General features: G+C 39.1%; 11 protein-coding genes. All 11 read right to left on the bottom strand.

Going from position 1 to position 14,596, the window contains the following annotated elements:
* Window positions 1-124: 124 nt before the first annotated feature.
* Complete coding sequence (locus tag V7K40_RS29120) at window positions 125-1,225, bottom strand: glycosyltransferase (protein WP_334965953.1); 1,101 nt, start codon at window positions 1,223-1,225, stop codon at window positions 125-127.
* A gap of 441 nt (window positions 1,226-1,666) precedes the next feature.
* Window positions 1,667-2,980, bottom strand: coding sequence for a Gfo/Idh/MocA family oxidoreductase (locus tag V7K40_RS29115; RefSeq protein ID WP_334965951.1), 1,314 nt, complete (start codon window positions 2,978-2,980; stop codon window positions 1,667-1,669).
* A gap of 258 nt (window positions 2,981-3,238) precedes the next feature.
* Window positions 3,239-4,477 (bottom strand): glycosyltransferase, encoded by a 1,239-nt coding sequence (locus V7K40_RS29110; RefSeq protein ID WP_334965949.1) that lies wholly within the window; start codon window positions 4,475-4,477, stop codon window positions 3,239-3,241.
* Window positions 4,478-4,653: 176 nt separating this feature from the next.
* Window positions 4,654-5,211, bottom strand: coding sequence for a dTDP-4-dehydrorhamnose 3,5-epimerase (gene rfbC / locus V7K40_RS29105; RefSeq protein WP_334965947.1), 558 nt, complete (start codon window positions 5,209-5,211; stop codon window positions 4,654-4,656).
* A 441-nt stretch (window positions 5,212-5,652) separates the two neighbouring features.
* A complete protein-coding gene (locus V7K40_RS29100) occupies window positions 5,653-6,504 on the bottom strand; it encodes a phytanoyl-CoA dioxygenase (RefSeq protein WP_334965945.1) in 852 nt (283 codons plus the stop codon).
* A 50-nt stretch (window positions 6,505-6,554) separates the two neighbouring features.
* Complete coding sequence (locus tag V7K40_RS29095) at window positions 6,555-7,562, bottom strand: glycosyltransferase family 2 protein (protein ID WP_334965943.1); 1,008 nt, start codon at window positions 7,560-7,562, stop codon at window positions 6,555-6,557.
* A 180-nt stretch (window positions 7,563-7,742) separates the two neighbouring features.
* Window positions 7,743-8,714: a glycosyltransferase family 2 protein gene (locus tag V7K40_RS29090; RefSeq protein ID WP_334965941.1), complete on the bottom strand. Its 972-nt coding sequence runs from the start codon at window positions 8,712-8,714 to the stop codon at window positions 7,743-7,745.
* A 406-nt stretch (window positions 8,715-9,120) separates the two neighbouring features.
* The gene (locus V7K40_RS29085) at window positions 9,121-10,389 is read right to left on the bottom strand and encodes a class I SAM-dependent methyltransferase (RefSeq protein ID WP_334965939.1); all 1,269 of its coding nucleotides are present in this window, start codon (window positions 10,387-10,389) and stop codon (window positions 9,121-9,123) included.
* A 110-nt stretch (window positions 10,390-10,499) separates the two neighbouring features.
* Entirely contained in the window at window positions 10,500-11,528 is a 1,029-nt protein-coding gene (locus V7K40_RS29080) for an SDR family oxidoreductase (protein ID WP_334965937.1), read from the bottom strand.
* A gap of 366 nt (window positions 11,529-11,894) precedes the next feature.
* Window positions 11,895-13,109, bottom strand: a complete 1,215-nt coding sequence (lhgO, locus tag V7K40_RS29075; protein ID WP_334965935.1) for an L-2-hydroxyglutarate oxidase — start codon at window positions 13,107-13,109, stop codon at window positions 11,895-11,897.
* Between the two features lie 169 nt (window positions 13,110-13,278).
* Entirely contained in the window at window positions 13,279-14,052 is a 774-nt protein-coding gene (gene rfbF, locus V7K40_RS29070; RefSeq protein WP_334965933.1) for a glucose-1-phosphate cytidylyltransferase, read from the bottom strand.
* Between the last annotated feature and the right edge of the window lie 544 nt (window positions 14,053-14,596).

Below are 14,596 nucleotides of genomic sequence, written 5' to 3'. Positions count from 1 at the left end.
TATTATCCTTGTCTTCAAGACTTACGCTAAGAGATTCTCCGAAGAAGACCTATTTTTTTAACAACCTGCCAAGGAGGATAGAGAAAATAAATAGGTAATTTTATAGTAGGAATAGATTCAAAAATTAAATGAATAATTGATGCATACCACAAGCTTGGTTAATAATTTGCTCAACTTTATTAAAGAAGGCATTCTCTGAAAAGTTTGCTACTGCATGATTACGGATGCGATCGTAATCCCAAGAAATGCCATTGGCTTCTAGTAATGCAATTTGTAGAGATTCAGGTGTTTGTCTTTTGAAAAAGACTCCGGTTTCACCTGGTATTTGAGTATCTAATACTCCACCTGCTCCGTAGGCGATGACTGGTGTGCCACTAGCATTAGCCTCTACTGGAACTAATCCGTAGTCTTCTAGGGCAGCGACAATAATAGACTTGGCTTTGGAAAACAAGTCTTTGCGGGTTCTATCACTTACGTGTCCCAAGAACACAATATTTTGTAATGCTTTGGATTTTAACCGTGCTTGTTCTGGGCCGTCACCTGATATTAATAACCGCCACCCCAGCCAATTAAAAGCTTCGACTATTATATCAAGACGCTTATAGCTGATCATCCGGGCTGAGGCCAGATAATATTCATCTTTTATATCTGAAAAAAGAAATTTACTAGTATCAATTGGATAGTTAACCATTATTGCCTGTTTGCCATAAACATCTTTGATCCGGCGGGCAACAACACTAGAATTAGCAATGTAAAGGTCAGGTTCCTGTGCATATTTCAGGTCTACCTTTCTCATTACTTGAAATACTTGTTCGATTAAAGGAGCAAAATATCTATAGTCTCCGTATTCTCTTAAATAAGTTGCTGTATCCCATAAGAAACGGGTGACGTTATGGCAAAAGCAAATGTGGCGGGCATTGGGATTTTTTTGCACTGCTTTAGCGAAGCTAGTGCTACTGCTAATAATTAGATCGTAGTCTTGCAGATTCAAGGCACGAAAGGCAGGAAAATATAGAGGAGCCATTGACCTGAAATATTTTGCTGCATAGGGAATCTTTTGTAAGAAGGTTGTATTGACTATGCGATCGCCTAGATCAATAGTTTTTTGTGGATCGTATAGAGATGTGAAAATATCTGCTTCGGGATAGCGTTTACAAAGCAGTTCAAACACACGCTCTGCCCCACCTCGCTGGGTTAAATAATCATGGACTAGAGCAATTTTCATGAATTTGACCTAAAGTTTCGATCAGGTTTGTTTCTACGCTCCCCAGCAAGTTACTATCAACAACTTTAGTGTTCAGCTTACTTTTCACGGTATAGCGAAGACCTCACTTCCATTCCTCTCCCCTAAAAGGGGAGAGGCTTTGAATTTCCCCCAACCCTTGTAAGGTTGGGGGCTAGGGGGTTAGGTTCCACATGACGTGAAAAGTGACTAGTACAGTGCGGCGGAAATAAACAACCCATTCAAAATCAACGAAACGCTTATGCTGTATTCATTTTGACTTTTGACTTTTGAATGCATGACTTCCGCCTTGCGGTACTAGTGTTCAGCAGTATAATTTCCTATCCTCTTCACGAAATTCTTGCTACAAATATGTTGCTAGGGGCGTACAGCTGTACGCCCCTACAGCCAATTAATTTGTTACAAATATTTTTGGAACCGATATTACCCAACTGCTACTAAGATTTTTTCTGCGGCGAAATAAGTGTTTTGCTCAGTTCTTAATTGGTCGCAGAGTCTGCCTTCAGGCAATTCTACATCCTCGTATGTGAGGACTTGATCCTTAGTAATATCTCGTTTCAGGCGACATCCTTCGGCTAAACCAATTGGTAAGAGATTTTGCTGTTGGACGATGGGGGAATTTTCACATTGTCCGTAGGTCATGTAGTAACCGATGCCATCTAGGGTTTCTCCTGCTTTCAAGTCAATTTTGGCAGTGGTGACAACATCTACTAGCGGGCCTGCGAGTGGAGACATAACGGCATCACCGAATAGGACAGCACGCGCTACGGACAGGGGAACTTCAAAATGACAGAGGTGATAAGGAGTATAGAAGCTGTAAAGAGGGCCTTCGCCTAATTTGTATAAGTTGAGATAGTGGCGTTGCTTGGGGTCATCGTGAGTGGCAAATACATATACGCCTGGGCCAGGTTTTGCTCCAACTACATAATCGACAATACCGCCCAGTTCCTTGAGTTGTTCAACATCATATATCTGGGCCATTTCATCAACATAACCATTGAAGTCATATCCCAACATTCCCCGTTTGGCAACTTTCATGCCTGTGGCATTGGCAACGATCGCTTGCTCAAAGGAAATTTTGGTTCCGTCGGCGAAGCTAGCCACCATGTGAGGCTTTTGACCCCAACGTTTAGCAAATCCTTCCTGGGTGGTGGGATTGCGATAGGGGTCTTGGAGTCCTTTTATGTTACCGCATAATAAGGGAGTTAAACCAATGCTTTTCACAAAGCGGTAAAGGTTCATTTGTACCCCTGGCTGATCGCCATCACAAGCGCTGAGGATGACGCCTGCTTTGTCGGCATACACTTTCAGGATGGGGCCAATAGTGCCGTCGAGTTCGGCATTCATCATAATTACATGTTTGCAATAGGCGATCGCTTCCATAACGATGTGAGCGCCAAATTCCACTGCACCTGTGACTTCGATTATGGCCTCAATGCCCTCAGCCCGACACAGTAATTTAGCGTCTTCTGTGACTGCATACTTACCGTTAGCGATCGCATCTTCTAACTCGCTGACAGTTGCAACAACTTGAATATCCTCAATTCCTGCTTCCGAATAAGCTTGTTTAGCTGCATCAATCTGACGATTGGAGATAGCAACTAACTCCATTCCTGGCACTGAATTGACAATTTGGTTGGCAATTCCTCGACCCATAAAACCAGCACCAATCATTCCCACTTTGATGGGATTTCCTGCTGCTGCACGAGCTTGTAAGGCGCGATCGATAATAATCATGAACTAAACTCCTTTTTGGAACTGTTGGTTGTGATACAAATTCTCTATAAACTTGCACTTAATAATTTGTTACAGCTAAATATTAAGTACATTTTTATGGGAATTAGGATTAGCTTGCACCAAGCGTATAAGTCACGGCTATACAGGTAAAACCCGCCTGCGCGAGTTTTAACAAGGGGCAAAATCCCCTTGTTAATTTTCATCAGTCCACGCCGACAGACTCAGTTTGTATGGTTTTGCGATTTCTAATCACCAGAGCTAAGTACTAACTAGCTGTTTGCTAGATGCTATAGAATCAGTCTGTTTTTTCTGGCTGTGATTTTCGATAATTTGCTCCACAGCATTTTTGTAAGCTTGAGCAAACTTTTCTTTGGTATGATTTGTTCTTGCATATTCCCATGCCTGACGAGACATCACCTTTAGGTCTTCTACAGGTAAATCGGAAATACTTCTAACTTTCGCCTTAATTTCTTCAAGGGAAAGGTTATCAAAAATCACACCAAAATCGTGAACATCCACACCAGATTCGTAGCTTAAAATCGGAATTAACCCAGCTTGTAAGCTGGTTATGACTGCTCCTGCCTGTCCTTCAGAAACGGAAGGATAAACAAGTCCCAAACAATTATTTGTAATTTTTAAAAAGTCAGGACTGCTAACATCAATCCAACCATAAGTATGAATGTTAGGTGTTTCATACAGTTCTTTATAGAAAGCTTGCTCAAATTCTTTGTCATTACTTACCGGCCCACAAACTGTTAAATGGTATTCCGGCATTTGGGCAAAGGCATCTAAAACTAAGTCTAATCCTTTGAGAACTAAAGCATTACCACCAAACCACAGAAAACGCTTTCTTACCGCTTCAAAGTCTTTCTCGTCAGGAGAGGGATAAACGAGTGACGAAGAAATCGGAATACGATACATTGCTTTGTTGGCATATTTGAATGTATCAACTGTGAAATTGTTGCCCAATATGGTAGCGTAATCGGCATATTCAATTCCCAAGTTGGGCGTTTCAAATCGCTGTGGACGTAAGGTAATTCCTCGGCGCTGTTGGAGTTCTAAAAGTCTATTGCATTCAGCTGCATTGCGAAACACCATATTAGCAATGTCAACGTGGAAAATCTTAATACAATCTTTATTCAGTTTTGGTGCAAGTGCTTCTAGACGATGACGGATATCAATGAAAAATGCGTAGTGTTTTTGAGGAACGAATTTATCATTATGGAATTGGATAACATCAACGTTATAGCCCATGTCTAAAAAAGTTTGTGCGATTAGTAGACATTCCCAGTTCCAACTCTGGTCATTAGGAATAGGCTGACCTGGTTTTATCAGGAATGGCTCAATCCGATAAGAAAGAAGTACATTTCCTTTGGAAGGCTGTTTGGGCTTCAGGGAAATAACTTGTAAGGTCTTGGCATAGTTGATCCGAGCTTGAACTTTTTTGGAGACGAAAGAGATAGTATCACCAACACGAGATAGAATACTATTTGGCATTTATTTATACCTAATTTGATGAAGTTAACATCTCAGATATTAATTAGCAATTGACATCTGTATATACATCAATCAGAATTCACTCGTGAAATAGTTATTTTCTTTAAATTACACTATTTGTGTACTTTTAATTTGGTTAACAAAGTAATTTCACGAATTATTTAATATTGCTATATTTATCTGGAAGTTGTACCGCCAACAGCCATCATTCTCAACAAAGTCCAATTTAAATCTTTTTCAGATATTTCAGTCACATCTAGAGGCCAATCAATATTAAAGAATGGGTCGTCATAGCGTAAACCTCTCTCATACCCTGGCGTGTAAAATTCACTGACTTGATATACGACTTCAGTCTCATCTGTGAGTGCTTGATAGCCGTGAGCAAACATTTCTGGAACATACAAAGCACGGCGGTTTTCTGGAGTTAGTTCTACACCGATGTGTGATAAAAAGCTAGGAGATTCAGGACGCATATCAATAATTACGTCATAGATAGCGCCTTTAATACAGCGAATTAGTTTCGTTTCTGCTGCTGGTAGAACTTGATAGTGCATTCCCCGAATAGTGCCTTTTTTGTAGTTAAAAGACAGGTTACATTGTGCAACTGTTGGCTTTAAGCCATGTGCTTCAAATTCTTGAGCGCAGAAAGAGCGAGCAAAAAAACCACGGTGGTCTGGCTTTTGTTCTAAATCAATAATGAATGCATCTTTGAGTGCTGTTTCAGTGAAAATCATATGATTCCTTAATTTTGAGTACAGAAAATACTTGCTAACTGCTTAGTATTTGCACCAGAAGATAACAATAATGAATGTGGATTTAATCACATACAAATTTGTAGGCGTCGTTAGGAACGTAACGCACCTAAGAGGATATTTGGAAAATATTAAGATCCCCCTGAATCCGCCTTAAAAAGGCTACAGTGTACACACAAGTACAAAAATCCTTGCCTGGTAAGATACAAGCCGTATATTGGCAAGGTTTTGAGTTGAGCAAACTAATTATCAATAGTGTCAGTTTTCTGATAGAGTGTTAACAGAAAATCAAAGGTTTTCAAAATAATTTTCTGTTCTTTTTCGTCCATTTGATTACCAATTCGACTTGTGTGTACACGGTAGCCAGGGGGATCTAAAAGTACATCACTAACAACTTTTAAAACATCCTTTTATGAAAGGGTACTAAGTCGAAATTTTAACTGCATCTGATGAAGAATGTAACTCTACTCTGGGATAAGTATCATCCCAATATTGGGTGCAGAGGTCTGGTCGTTCGGGAGGGTTGGTGGTGTAACATAAGAATAATGTTTCTCGGTCTTCTGTGCGGACTGTGCCGTGATGCAAAGTATTCTTCGTATCTACAAGAATGACTGTACCTGCTAGACCTGGGCAGGATTTCCAAGCAGATTTGGGGATGACTGTTTTTACTTCTTCATCATCGATACCCATATAGCCTGACTTCCAAAGTTTGTAGTAAAGCTGAAAATAATTCCAACTAAATAAGGGAGTTAAAGAGCGGGGAATGTATTCAAAAGGGCCAGTTTTTTCGTCTACATCATTTAAGTAAATAATGATTTTGATAATCCGGCGGTCTTCTGCATCACTATGCCATAGCAGCGTCCCAAACTGATGTTTATTCTTTAAATCTTTGCGTAAATGTACACCATGAAAAGCAATGGGAAGACCGATATAATTTTCGATGATGTTTAGCAGCCTTTTCTCGATCCCCCAAGCATAAAATTCTGGTAAACCTGTAACTGTGTAAATTTGTGGCAACTTTTGCTCTAGATGGTCGTTGTTTAGATTTTCCATCTGAGACAATTGATGGTAAGCAGCTTTGAGCAGTTCTGAATTAGAGTGGAACCCTAAATCTACCAGTGTTGTGACGCAAACACCATCTTTGTTGAGAGCATTAAGGATATGGCGATCGCTTCTTTCCAATGCTGGCAGATTTCTGCTATGCTTCCAACGCGCTATGTGGTATTGAAAGTCAGAAGAGAGTGTAGCTATTTTGCGCTTAATGGCGATAAACATGTCGTAAATACCTTCTAATTTTGATGTTTATTTATCAGTAATTTAGTAGCTTACGGCTTATAGCTTTGCACTTCTTGAGTAGATATTTCACTTGATTCTGCTAACCTAAACTCTTTAGAAACCATCACGTCAAAAGCACACAAGCTGACTAAAGCCAAAAATGGAACTATTGTTTTGATAGCAGACATCGGCCATCTTCTTAAAGCACCCAAGAAAACTTTCAAGTTGACTTCTTTGCCGTTTTGCAAAAGCATCTGGCGACAAAACTGCTTAGAATATCCACTCTGTTCCAATTTCAAAATAACTTCGGGGATGTGTTTGTATTGCATTAACAGTGCCGATTTTGGTTCTTTCTGCCAATAACTTACACCAACAACACATTCTAAATAAATCTCTTTAGTGACAATTACAATGCCATTAGCAGCACAATATCCGGCTAAATATGCTAAAGATATCCAGTTATTCTCAGCGTCTGGCCAATTTTTGAGAGCGCGTTTTACTAGGTCAGTGCGGTAGATTGTAGCAGTTAGAAAAATTACTGCACCAACACTTTTTGAAAAACAATGTTCAAATATGGCTTTACCATCACCATCACCATCTTCACTATCAATATCAAACCAGCGATTACCAACAATTGTTGGTGGATGGACTGGTTCACCAGTAATTTGGTTACGACCAGAAAAATTGAGGAACAATAATGATAAATTTTCATGTTGTCTGAGTTTACTGATGACATAAGCAATAGCTTTATCTTGAATTGGGTCATCATCACCGATTGTCCAAACATATTTTGTTGTAGTATAATTTAGGCAATACATAATATTTTTAACTACGCCTAAATTTTTAGAGTTTTTATTTGATCTAAATGTAATATTGCTAAGTGTTGCTTGCCATTTTTGGATCACTTCCTGAGTATTATCTGTTGAACAATTATCAGAAACTAAAATTTCACATTCATCTTCAAAAGCTTTGATAGCTTGAGCCAACCATGCTAACTGTTTATCAAGTAACTCAGCACGATTATAAGTCGGTATAGCAATAGTCAGTAATTTTTGCATGGGAACAGCTTAGTAATTAGTTAAATTCGTATATGAGTGTGTCAAGAGTTAGGATTAACAATCAATTTATTGACAATTAACACACTAAATTACAGGCTAGTACACTGTGGTGGAAGTTTACCTACCTTTAACAAGGGGCAAAATCCCCTTGTTAAGCCCCAAGTCTTGTTAATTGAAATGCTAGGTAGATTTCAGCCGTGCTCTACTAGTTTCTAGCTGCTTGGGTGAAAAAAGAATTGCCCAAGCTGATATACTTAGCAAACGGAGGTAAGGAATAAATATCTTTATTGTCAAGAAAGGCCAACGTTTTAAAGCACCTAATAAAATTTTCCAGTAAGTTTTTTGTTGGAAATTCTGCCAAATCATTTCCTGACAAAATTTATGAGGATATCCTACCCTTAATAGTTTTATATAAACTTCAGGTATGTAAGCATATCGCATTCTGAAGTTCCATGTTGGATCAAGATCCAAAAGACTAGCGCCCATAGTACATTCTAAATAAATGTCTTTAGTGACAATCACACTTCCATGAGTAGCGCAAAACCCAGTCCAATATGCTTGAGATGCCCAATTACTAGTAGCAGATGGCCATTTTTGTACAGCGCGTTGCACTAAATCTGTTCGATAAATTGCTGCTGATATAAAAAGTACACCACCAAAATTTTCCTTCAGATAACCTTGAAATACTGCTTTCCCATCAACTCTTGGCTCGTCATTCTCACTATTTAACCAGCGTTCTACAACAAGTTGACCCGTTCCTTTTTGGCGACCGGAGAAGTTTAAAAACATTAGTGCTAAATCTGAATATTTTTTTAGTGTTGTTAACACATAATTTAGGGTTTTCTCCTGAATTGGATCATCATCACCAATTGTCCAAACATATTCGCTAGTTGCAGCTTTTAAACAACAAGCAATATTACCCATTACGCCTATATTTTCACTGTTTATGTTTGATGTAAATGTAACATTGCTGAGAATTATCTGCCACTTTTTAATTACTTCTTGGGTATTATCTGTAGAACAGTTATCAGAAATAAATATTTCGCAGTCAGACTCAAACCCTTTAATAGCTTTAGCTAACCAAGTAAGTTGTTTATCTAAAAGCTGGGCACGATTGAATGTAGGAATACCGATGGTAAGCAATTTATTCATATTAAGCTCAAATCTGTAAGAAGGTACTAGCAGCAGCTGATACCGATTATTTGTGATGTTGCTAACAAAGGGCTTAAGCACCTTGTCTCACCAAGCTTGATTTTGTGCAGTTTCACAAATAATTAGTATTAGTAATTAATCAGCTGCTTTCCAGTCTAATTTTTGTGGTTTAGCAGCAAAATGTTATAATAGATACACCTTTTAATTACTTTTTAGTAATTTCTGAGAAATAAATTATCCAATCTTGTGGGATGAGGATTTTGCCCACCTTTGGGTACGGTCTTTAATTCTCTACTTCAAAAGGAGGGTTAGGAGAATTAAGCCTTAACTGAACCATATTGCCGATTATCATAGTGACAATCTAAAAACAGTAGCAATAGGCAACTTTGTTGCTTATAATTAGTAATTACGATGCTATTAAAAGCCGATCCGGAATAGGACAAGGATAAATTTTTACTTCAGGAATCGGCACAACAAACTGTCCACCCCACTCGCCAATAAATGCCATTTGTTCCATAATTTCCTCCTTGAGGTTCCAAGGTAAAATTAGGACATAATCTGGTTTAGTTTCGCGGATTTTGTCTGGTTCAAAGATGGGAATATGAGTCCCAGGTAAAAATAAGCCTTGTTTGTAGGGACTGCAATCTACTGTGTAATCGATAAAATCTTTAGCAATTCCACAATAATTAAGCAAGGTGTTGCCTTTGGCTGGTGCGCCATAACCCACGATTGATTTACCTTCTGCTTTAGCCGTCAAGAGAAAATTTAATAGCTTGTGCTTTGTTTGTTTTACTTTTTCAGCAAATGTAATGTAAGTTTCTATGCGATGCAATCTGGCGGCAATTTCTTTCTCTTTGAGATGGCTTATTCGGTCGCTGATGCTGTGATTATCAGCGTGGTTATGTTTGGCATAAATTCTTAAAGAACCGCCGTGAGTTGGTAATTCCTCTACATCAAAAAGTTGCAAGTTGTGGGCTGCAAAAATTTTTTCGACAGTGAGGAGCGAGAAATAAGAAAAATGTTCGTGATAAATAGTATCAAACTGATTTTGTTGAATGAGTCGCAAAATATGAGGAAACTCCATCGTCAAGATGCCATTGGGTTTGAGGATGAGTTTCATTCCAGCTATGAAATCATTTAGATCCGGTACATGAGCTAAAACATTGTTGCCGATCAAAAGGTCTGCGAGTTTTCCTTGTATCACAAGTTCTTTAGCAGTTTCAACCCCAAAAAACTTGTTGATACTACGAATGCCTCTGTCTTCAGCAACCTTGGCTATATTTGCGGCTGGTTCTATTCCTAAAACTGGGATTCCCTTTTCTAAAAAATATTGCAGTAAGTAGCCGTCATTGCTGGCAATTTCAATAACTTGATTATGATGATTAAAACCAAACTTTTCTACCATCATCTCGGTGTAAGCTTTGGCATGTTTTAGCCAACTCGTTGAGTAAGAAGAAAAGTAAGCATAGTCACTGAAAATCTGATCTGGAGTTTCAAACTGTTCTAATTGAACTAAAAGAGTGTCTTCCGAGACATAAGCGTGCAGAGGATAAAATTTTTCTGCATGATTTAGCTGTTCTGCTGTCAGATAAGCATTGGCTAAGGGTGACATTCCTAGATCAATAAAAGTTTTATGTAGAGGTTGACCACTGAATCGACATTTTGCGATCGCCATAAACTTCAACTCACTAATTGCAAATAATTCGATAGGGTAAATAAGTCCGAATCAACAATATTTGATTCGGAGGCTTAGATTATTTTTTCGCTGCTACCAGGCTACTCTAGCTACTTTTTATTCCAGAAGAAATCTTTGTCAATTTGCTCAGTACGAATCAGATATTCTAGCTGTTTTAAGCGGGTAAATCCTCTAAATAAGAAAGTATCTTCAGCCATATGTATTTGACTGAACAAATCAAATAGCTGCTGGGCACCAAGTTGGGCATTCCAATCACACTTAAATCCGGGGAGAATTGTGTTGATTTTCTCGAAGGATACCCGATAGCTGCGGTTATCTGCACCGTTGTCACCAAAGGACAATTTACAATCTGGGAAAATATCAGCTATAATTTCAGCGATTTCTTTAACGCGATAGTTGTTCGCTGTATCTCCCACGTTGAAGATTTGGTTATGTACAATGTCCCGTGGTGCTTCTAAGGTGCAAACTATTGCTTTGCAAATATCCAATGCGTGGACTAATGGACGCCAAGGTGTACCATCACTAATCATTTTGATTTCTTTGCTAGTCCATGCCAACCCTGCTAAGTTGTTTAAAACAATATCAAAGCGCATTCTGGGAGAAGCACCAAAGGCAGTGGCATTCCGCATAAAGGTGGGAGAAAAGTCATCATCAGCGAGTGGTCTGACATCTCGTTCTACCAGAGTTTTGCATTCTGCATAGGCTGTTTGGGGATTAATTGGGGATTTTTCGGTGACATCACCTGCGGTAGCAACACCGTAGACACTGCACGAAGACATATATACAAAGCGACGCACACCCATAGCCTTAGCCAGACTAGCTAGACGAACTGAACCTACATGATTAATTTCGTAGGTAATATTGGGTGCTAATTGTCCGGCTGGGTCGTTGGAGAGTTCCGCCATGTGAACTATTGCTTCGATACCTTCCAAATCTTCAGGGGTAATGTTGCGGATATCTTTGTTGAGGGTTTTGGGTGTCACTCCATTAGCGTTGTATAGCCAACCAACTTTATAGAAACCTGTATCTAGACCGATAACTTCATGTCCCCGTTCAATTAACAGAGGTGGTAATAACGAACCTAGATAACCTTCTGTTCCAGTTACTAATATTTTCATTCTGGTTAATGCCTTTGTATTGATGAGTTAAATTCTTCCTTTAGTAGGGGCGCACATCTGTGCGCCACCATGTTGCATCCAAAAGGGAACCGCTATATGACTCGGCTAACAGCCATTGAAGATGACGATTCCAACTACTAAAATCTAAAATTACCAATTGGGCAGTAGCACTCTATGTGTAGCGGCTCTATACGTATGCTTAGACTAGCCCTGTCAAGGTGAGTAAATTTTTTGGAAAATAATTCTTCTTTCCTCTGTGTTCTCTGCGCCTCTGTGGTTCAAAAGTAATTTCTTTAACTACAGAGGCACAGAGAGTGTAAGTTACCTTGACAGAGGTAATCCTGAAAGTGCAACCAACTATGCTATCTATGCAGTTACTACACTGTCTAGATGCGAGAGTTGGGGAATTTGGGTGACAAGGGCTTTACCGATTTCTAGAGAAGATGTCGCCGCAGGAGAAGGAGCATTGCAAACATGGATGGAGTTTTGACCAGAAACGATCAAAAAGTCGTCTACAAGCTTGCCATTGTTCATTAAGGCTTGAGCGCGGACTCCTGCGTGGGTGGGAACTAAGTCTTCTGCTTGGACTTCGGGAATTAGTTTTTGCAAACTTCTGGTGAAGGCTGCTTTGCTAAACGAACGAATGATTTCTTGGATGCCTTCATCAGCGTGTTTGGCTGCTAACTTCCAGAAACCAGGATAGGTGATGACCTCAACAAAATCCCGCAGATCAAAGTCGGTTTTTTTGTAACCTTCGCGTTTGAGCGATAGAACCGCGTTTGGCCCTGCATGGACGCTACCATCAATCATCCGGGTAAAGTGAACACCCAGGAAGGGAAAATCTGGATTGGGAACTGGGTAAATTAGTGTCTTGACCAGATAGCGTTTTTCTGGTGTGAGTTCGTAGTATTCTCCCCGGAATGGGATGATTTTTGCTTGGGGTTCAACTTGACCTAATTTAGCAGTGCGATCGCTATGCAATCCAGTACAATTAATTACAAAGCGTGTTTCAAAGCTACCGTTGTTTGTTTCCAGTACCTGATTTTTACCACTTGGGGACATTTTCAGAACTTTTCTATTGAGGTGTAAATCCCCACCCTGCTGTTGAATTAGCTGGACGTATTTCAAACAAACTTGCTTATAATTAACAATACCAGTTGAGAATACCCGAAGTCCACCTACACATCTTACATGAGGTTCAATTTCCTTGACTTCTTCGGGGCTGATTTTCTGGACTTCTATACCATTTTCTAAGCCGCGTTTGTAGAGATTTTCTAGGCGTGGTAGCTCTTGTTCTTCAGTTGCAACAATTACCTTACCACAAACTTCATGCTCAATTCCATACTCTTGACAGAATTCTACCATTGAGCGAGAACCGTCACGACAAAATTTAGCTTTGAAACTCCCTGGCTGATAGTAAATACCAGAATGAATCACCCCGCTATTATTGCCTGTTTGGTGAAATGCCCATTGGCTCTCTTTTTCTAGTACTAAAATACGCGCATTAGAATAGCGTTTTCCTAAAGCCAACGCTGTCGAGAGTCCAACTATTCCCCCACCTATAATCGCAAAATCATACATTAGTATTATCGCACTTTAAATTACAAAAAAGTGAGAAGTCAGAAGTTATAAGTTAACACTCATAACTCTGCCAATTTTAGATTTTTAATTTTGGATTTTGGATTAAAAAAAATTTAAAATCTAAAATCTAAAATCTAAAATCCAAAATTGAATGACTCATAACTCTCCCTTACCATACCTTCCAAGGAGCTTGATTGTTCTTCCATAGCCCCTCTAAGTAGTTTTTATCACGTAAAGTATCCATCGGTTGCCAAAAACCATTATGTTTGAAAGCTGATAGCTGTTCCATATCAGCTAGCTTTTCTAATGGCTCTTGCTCCCATACCGTAGAGTCATCGGTGATTAAGTTAATTACTTCTGGTTCTAGCACAAAAAAACCGCCATTAATCCAAGCTCCATCACCTTCAGGTTTTTCCCGAAAACTGGTAATTTTAGTTTGCTCATATCCTAAAGAAATGGCACCAAAACGTCCTGCTGGTTGAACCGCTGTGAGTGTTCCTAAGGTCTTTTGTTCTTTATGAAACTTAACTAGCTCGGTGATATTAATATTACTTACACCATCACCATAAGTAAAGCAAAAAGTCTCATTACCAAGATGTTCGCTAATCCGTTTTAAGCGTCCGCCTGTCATGGTATTATCACCCGTATTTACTAAGGTAACACGCCAGGGTTCAGCATAACCAGAATGCACGTTCATCTGATTAAATCGCATGTCAAAGGTAACATCTGACATGTGTAAGAAGTAGTTAGCAAAATACTCCTTAATTATGTAACCTTTGTAACCGCAACAAATGATGAAGTCATTAATGCCGTGGGCAGAGTAAGTCTTCATTATGTGCCAGAGAATTGGCTTACCACCAATCTCAACCATCGGCTTGGGTCTGATACTAGTTTCTTCACTGAGGCGTGTACCAAGCCCTCCAGCCAAAATCACCGCTTTCATGCAATTACCTCGGAGATTTGTAGGGATATTATTATTTGACCGTGCCGTGCCCATTTTAGATTTTAGATTTGGGATTTTTGATTAAAAGAGTTTTTTGATACATGCACCACTCTGAAAGTGGGCAAAACAAATCTACTCATCCGCTTATGAGATTTGATGACTAATCCCAAAGACCTCGTTCGCAAGTAGCGTGTTGCAGACAAGACTCACTAACGCCAATCTAAAATCCAAAATTTTTTGACTTTCTCGACATGAAGAGGATGCACTTAGATAGAGAAAAATTTGTTTTTGATTTCTTTTTCTCCGTCAATAATCTAACTATAATTTTCGGCAAAATTATGAAGGTGATATGAAATAAAATCTTTTCTATATAAAAGCTCTATGAATATCTATAAAGATGAAAATAACTTACTGAATCAAATAAATAATGTTACCCAATAAATAACTAGGGTTAGCTTACGCTAACCCTAGTCAGGCTTGATTTCATGTCCGTTGAATTACCTATAATAAAAGAATCTTAAAGAGCCTATAGCTAAAGCTACAA

It is taken from the genome of Nostoc sp., assembly GCF_036917195.1.
In the GTDB taxonomy this organism is placed as follows: domain Bacteria; phylum Cyanobacteriota; class Cyanobacteriia; order Cyanobacteriales; family Nostocaceae; genus Nostoc.
The sequence above is the reverse complement of the archived record's forward strand: the minus strand, read 5'-3'. Positions and strand labels throughout refer to the sequence as shown.

What these genes read in the sequence shown, in the direction of transcription:
- V7K40_RS29120 (WP_334965953.1), bottom strand. Translation starts at nt 1,225, where the DNA reads ATGAAAATTGCTCTAGTCCATGATTATTTAACCCAGCGAGGTGGGGCA.
- V7K40_RS29115 (WP_334965951.1), bottom strand. Translation starts at nt 2,980, where the DNA reads ATGATTATTATCGATCGCGCCTTACAAGCTCGTGCAGCAGCAGGAAAT.
- V7K40_RS29110 (WP_334965949.1), bottom strand. Translation starts at nt 4,477, where the DNA reads ATGCCAAATAGTATTCTATCTCGTGTTGGTGATACTATCTCTTTCGTC.
- rfbC (WP_334965947.1), bottom strand. Translation starts at nt 5,211, where the DNA reads ATGATTTTCACTGAAACAGCACTCAAAGATGCATTCATTATTGATTTA.
- V7K40_RS29100 (WP_334965945.1), bottom strand. Translation starts at nt 6,504, where the DNA reads ATGTTTATCGCCATTAAGCGCAAAATAGCTACACTCTCTTCTGACTTT.
- V7K40_RS29095 (WP_334965943.1), bottom strand. Translation starts at nt 7,562, where the DNA reads ATGCAAAAATTACTGACTATTGCTATACCGACTTATAATCGTGCTGAG.
- V7K40_RS29090 (WP_334965941.1), bottom strand. Translation starts at nt 8,714, where the DNA reads ATGAATAAATTGCTTACCATCGGTATTCCTACATTCAATCGTGCCCAG.
- V7K40_RS29085 (WP_334965939.1), bottom strand. Translation starts at nt 10,389, where the DNA reads ATGGCGATCGCAAAATGTCGATTCAGTGGTCAACCTCTACATAAAACT.
- V7K40_RS29080 (WP_334965937.1), bottom strand. Translation starts at nt 11,528, where the DNA reads ATGAAAATATTAGTAACTGGAACAGAAGGTTATCTAGGTTCGTTATTA.
- lhgO (WP_334965935.1), bottom strand. Translation starts at nt 13,109, where the DNA reads ATGTATGATTTTGCGATTATAGGTGGGGGAATAGTTGGACTCTCGACA.
- rfbF (WP_334965933.1), bottom strand. Translation starts at nt 14,052, where the DNA reads ATGAAAGCGGTGATTTTGGCTGGAGGGCTTGGTACACGCCTCAGTGAA.